Source organism: Pseudomonadota bacterium (assembly GCA_030860485.1).
Lineage (GTDB): Bacteria > Pseudomonadota > Gammaproteobacteria > JACCXJ01 > JACCXJ01 > JACCXJ01.
On record JALZID010000200.1, the window covers coordinates 1 to 4505 of the forward strand.

4 protein-coding genes are annotated in these 4505 nt (G+C 56.8%); 3 read left to right on the plus strand and 1 reads right to left on the minus strand.

Annotated elements, in window-relative coordinates; translation table 11 throughout:
• Window positions 1-501: 501 nt before the first annotated feature.
• Entirely contained in the window at window positions 502-1686 is a 1185-nt protein-coding gene (locus M3461_11465) for a hypothetical protein (protein MDQ3774926.1), read from the plus strand.
• A 321-nt stretch (window positions 1687-2007) separates the two neighbouring features.
• On the plus strand, window positions 2008-2514 hold the full coding sequence (locus tag M3461_11470; protein MDQ3774927.1) for a TIGR04255 family protein: 507 nt from the start codon (window positions 2008-2010) through the stop codon (window positions 2512-2514).
• Here M3461_11470 and M3461_11475 read toward each other — a convergent pair.
• A complete protein-coding gene (locus tag M3461_11475) occupies window positions 2479-2892 on the minus strand; it encodes a hypothetical protein (GenBank protein ID MDQ3774928.1) in 414 nt (137 codons plus the stop codon). The genes M3461_11470 and M3461_11475 overlap by 36 nt on opposite strands.
• 13 nt (window positions 2893-2905) lie before the next feature.
• Between M3461_11475 and M3461_11480 the strand changes: the two genes are divergently transcribed.
• Window positions 2906-4168, plus strand: coding sequence for an ISL3 family transposase (locus tag M3461_11480; protein ID MDQ3774929.1), 1263 nt, complete (start codon window positions 2906-2908; stop codon window positions 4166-4168).
• Window positions 4169-4505: the final 337 nt, after the last annotated feature.

Below are 4505 nucleotides of genomic sequence, written 5' to 3' on the forward strand. Positions count from 1 at the left end.
GATGCGGGTGTCCGGGAATTGATACCCGCTACGATACCCGCATTTTTGCCGGATTGCAATGGAGAATAGCGGTTATTGATGGATGCTAGATTGCCGTGATTACTAGGCTTTGCGCCGGGTATCAGACTATTTCGGACCTCGCCGGATGCGATGATGATTATCGATCATCAACAACATAAAAGCCGTATCTAGAAGTTATGTATAAGAACGGAGCTTGCTCGTTACATTTCGCACCTTCGTGTCCCGAAGGTAGGCGCGTGCGCCAGCATGCATTTTCAACGTCCTGCTGATGAATTTCAACCTTGTCATCATAGGGTTCGTAAAACCGAGGTGACGCGCTATGCGCGTCGAGCGGGTGGGTTACGCGTTAGAGAATACGCGGCGCAACCGGTACAATTCGAGTTACCGGTAGGAAGCGAGTTGTAAGGCATGTCGAACGCACCATCTACGGCCCGTCAGACGCCGCTCTTTTCCTGGCACGCTGCCCACGGCGGCGCTAGGATGGTCGAATTCGGGGGATGGACGATGCCGCTAAATTACCAGAGCGGTATCCTGCAGGAGCATCTCGCCACGCGCCGGAGCGCGGGTCTTTTCGACGTCTCCCATATGGGGCGGTTCAAGATCGAGGGAGAGGCGGCCGAGGATTTCGCGCTTACGGTGCTGACGAATAACGCGCGATCTCTGGAACTACTTCAGGCGCAATACACCTTTCTGGCCAATGAGCAGGGCGGCGCGATTGATGACGCCTACCTGTATAAGCTGGCGCGGGGGGAATTTCTCCTCGTGGTCAACGCCTCCAACCGTGACAAAGACTGGCTATGGCTACAGAGCCATAAATGCGCGGGAGTCGAACTCACCGATGTGAGCGCGGAGACGGCCATGATCGCTATCCAAGGCCCTGCCTCCGTTTCCATCCTGGAATCGGCCATCGGGAAGGAGGCGCTGCCGGAGAGCAGAAGAAATTGCTGCCGTATCGCGAGGGTCGAGGGACAACCGCTGCTCATCGCGCGTACCGGTTATACGGGCGAGGTGGTCGGTTTTGAGTTGTTCCCGAAGTCGGAGCATCTCCCGGCGCTTTGGGAACAGTTAATTGGCCTCGGAGCGGTCCCCGCGGGCTTGGGCGCGCGCGATACGCTTCGAATCGAAGCCGCACTGCCGCTTTACGGTCACGAATTGGGCCGAGATCACGACGGTAATGACATCCCTATTTTCGCGAACACATTTGCCAGCTTTGCCATCCGGGTCCCCGATCGACATGATTACATTGGTCAGGCGCGGTTAGACGATCAGAGAAAAGAGCTGCAATTGATTAAACGAGGCGAGTTACACACGCCGCTCGGCGACCGCATCTTAAAGCGCTTAGTGCAGCCGATCATGAGTCGTTCTGACAAGCGGCCTTTCAGGGCCGGATCGAAAGTTTTCCGCGGCGATGAATTCCTTGGTTATGTTAGCTCGGGGACCGTGGCGCCGTATTCCTGGGAATCGGATAGACAGGGTAAAGCAATGGAAACCGGGGAGCCGTTGCTGCGGCCGATCGGCTTGGCCTTAATCGATTCCACACTCGGGTATCGAAGCGATCCGTCCCTGGTACTGCGGGTGATCGATGATCGCGGCCGCGGCATAGAGGCCGAGTGCGTGACCAGCAATCTCGTCGGCGCATACGACGCGCGTCCTGCCGCGAGGTGACACACTTCGCACGTCGACTCGGTGGGTTACGGCGCGGCGCTGCAAGGCGATCTCCCGTGGGCCGTGGCCGCGGTTTGCGCGGAGCACCAGGCCAATCCGTTCTTTGGCTGGGTGGTCGAGACCTACGGTCGTCACCACCGCTACGTTTAGCGTTATCATGGCACTGGCTCCGCCTAGCAGCGTTTGGATTTTAGGTCCACTCCTCCGTTAAAGCACGTTTATGACAGAGTGTTATATTACTGCTGATAGTTTACCGGAGCCACTCAAGACTCGTGGGTCTGAGGCGAAGGCTCGCTAAATTTGGGTTCACGGGAGCAGGAGATGACGAAAGATAGAAGATATCGAAATCCCCCGGTTGTTGAAGCACTCTGCGAGATCTATCTTAAGGAATCCGCCTGGGACGACACTGTGCCTGGACAGTTTTATGACCGGGTGAAGCATGGGTTTCCCGTTAAGCGTCAAAGAGAGATTCAAGAGGCAAAGTTTTCCTTGTCCACCGCGGGCGAGGCGGCGGCGGGTATCCGCAGGCTTCCACCCTGGATTCAGTTTGTAACGGAAAGCGGAGACCGGATGATTCAGGTTGCGCGGGATCTTCTGGTGGTGAATCAACTCAGGCCTTATCCTCGTTTTGATGACTGGGAACCAGCGATTTACTCGGCGCTCGAAGTGTACCGCGAGCTTGCAATGCCGAGGGCAGTTGCGCGCTTAGGCGTCCGATATATCAATCGTGTCGTGATTCCGGAACCTCGGATGGAAGAATATTTGGATCCTCTGAGAAATCTGTGGGTTGTTCTAGGGATTGGAGAGGGTTCGAGCGTTGTCCTGTAGGAATCGGTGCAAGCGCCGGCAGGTAGAATCAAAGGAGCGTTGTTGTTCCTCGGAGGCACTGTGGTAGATGAGGGGGCCGCCGTCATCGCTTATGACCTTATCGAGCCAAACTTCGACCGAGTGTTTGCGTAACGGAGGATCCTCGTGGAAATCACGGATCATCTCACCGCCCAGTACCCATAGGTTATCGCGATGGATCCGTAGCGTCTTGCGCGACTGTCCGGTGGCAAGCAGATGCAGCAGGAATGGCTTCAAATGGTCGACCAGGCGTTGTCCGGGCGCAAGGTCACGTGGCTCGACGGACCAACTACGCGACCAGTTGTCCAGATCCGGGCAATACTGCGCCAAGCGCTTGGCATCGGATGCGACAATTGCCATTGTGTCCATCACCTTGGCCGACCGTCCCATGTTACTGACCCGTTTGCTCAATGCCTGCCATCGCTTTCCCGGTTTCGTTTATGAACGCGCCCACCTGCGCAAGGACCTCAACACCATCGAGGTCAAGGTGCGTCCCCGGCAAGGCGCCAAAGCGCAGTGCTCTGGTTGCCAGCGCCCGGCCGCGGGCTACGATCGGCTGGACGAACGGCGTTTCGAGTTCATCCCACTGTGGGGCTATGCCGTGGTGTTAGTGTATTGCATGCGCCGGGTGCAGTGCAGGGGCTGCGGGGTGAAAGTGGAACAGGTCCCCTGGGCGCGAGGCAAGCACACGCTGACAGAAGCGTACATGTTGTTTCTGGCGCACTGGGCGCGGAAGCTCTCGTGGACCGAGACGGCGCAGGCGTTTCAGACCAGCTGGGACCAAGTGTGCCAGGCGGTAGAGTATGTGGTGCAATGGGGCCTCGCGCAGCGCACGCTCGCCCCCCTCCGTGCGATTGGCGTGGACGAAATCCAGTACGGCCGAGGGCACAACTACCTCACCCTGGTGTATCAGATCGAGGCGCATTGTACACGCTTGCTGTGGGTCGGTCAGGAGCGCACCACCGAGAGTTTCGAGCGTTTCTTCACCCTGATTGGCAAAGAGCTCGCTGAGCAGGTCGAGTTCGTGTGCTCGGATATGTGGAAGCCGTATTTGGAACTCGTCGCCAACCACTGCACGCAGGCGCTGAATATCCTGGACCGCTTTCACGTGGTGGCCAAGATGAACAAGGCAATCGATGAGGTGCGGGCGGGCGAAGCGCGGCAACTGGTGCGAGACGGCTACGAGCCGGTGCTGAAGAAATCGCGCTGGTGCCTGCTCAAACGCCAGGAGAATCTAACCGATCACCAACGCATCCGGTTGCGCGACATCCTACGCTACAACTTGAAGAGCGTACGAGCCTATCTGCTCAAGGAAGACTTCCAGCAGTTCTGGGACTACACCTCGCCGACCTGGGCGGGGAAGTTCCTCGACGAGTGGAGCCGCCAAGTCATGCGCTCACGGATCGAACCGATGAAGACGTTTGCCCGCACCCTGCGCAACCACCGTGAGTTGCTGCTCAACTATTTTCGTGCTCGCAAGCAGTTCTCCAGCGGCGTGATCGAAGGGCTCAACAACAAAGCCAAAGTCGCTATGAGAAAATCGTACGGCTTTCGAACCCTCCGGATCTTGGAACTCGCGCTATATCATACACTTGGTAAACTTCCCGAACCGCAACTGGCCCACAGATTCTTCTGACGAACCCGTTTTTTTGACGTACGCGGAAAAACGCTCGCTCAGCGTCAACCCGTGCAGTTGCTTTTGCTTGAGCTTGCACGGGTCTCCGTAAAGCTTCAGTGCGCGGCGGTGGTTCGTGCAATAACCTAACGCAATCGCGTCTTTATCACAGTAAGAAACTCCGCATTTCATATCGCCCCTCCGGCACAATAACCAGTTTGCTATTATGCCGGAAGGTTGATATGGTTACTACTAGTTATTGGCGAAACGTACCGCCAACTGCGGCCTTACAGCCTTATAGCCGTAGAGCCACATCGAGTCTCGCGGGAAATTTATCATTGTTGATGTCGTACTGACG

Bases quoted from the DNA above. Each gene is read 5' to 3' on its own strand.
- M3461_11465 (MDQ3774926.1), top strand. From the start codon at position 502: ATGGTCGAATTCGGGGGATGGACGATGCCGCTAAATTACCAGAGCGGT.
- M3461_11470 (MDQ3774927.1), top strand. From the start codon at position 2,008: ATGACGAAAGATAGAAGATATCGAAATCCCCCGGTTGTTGAAGCACTC.
- M3461_11475 (MDQ3774928.1), bottom strand. From the start codon at position 2,892: ATGGCAATTGTCGCATCCGATGCCAAGCGCTTGGCGCAGTATTGCCCG.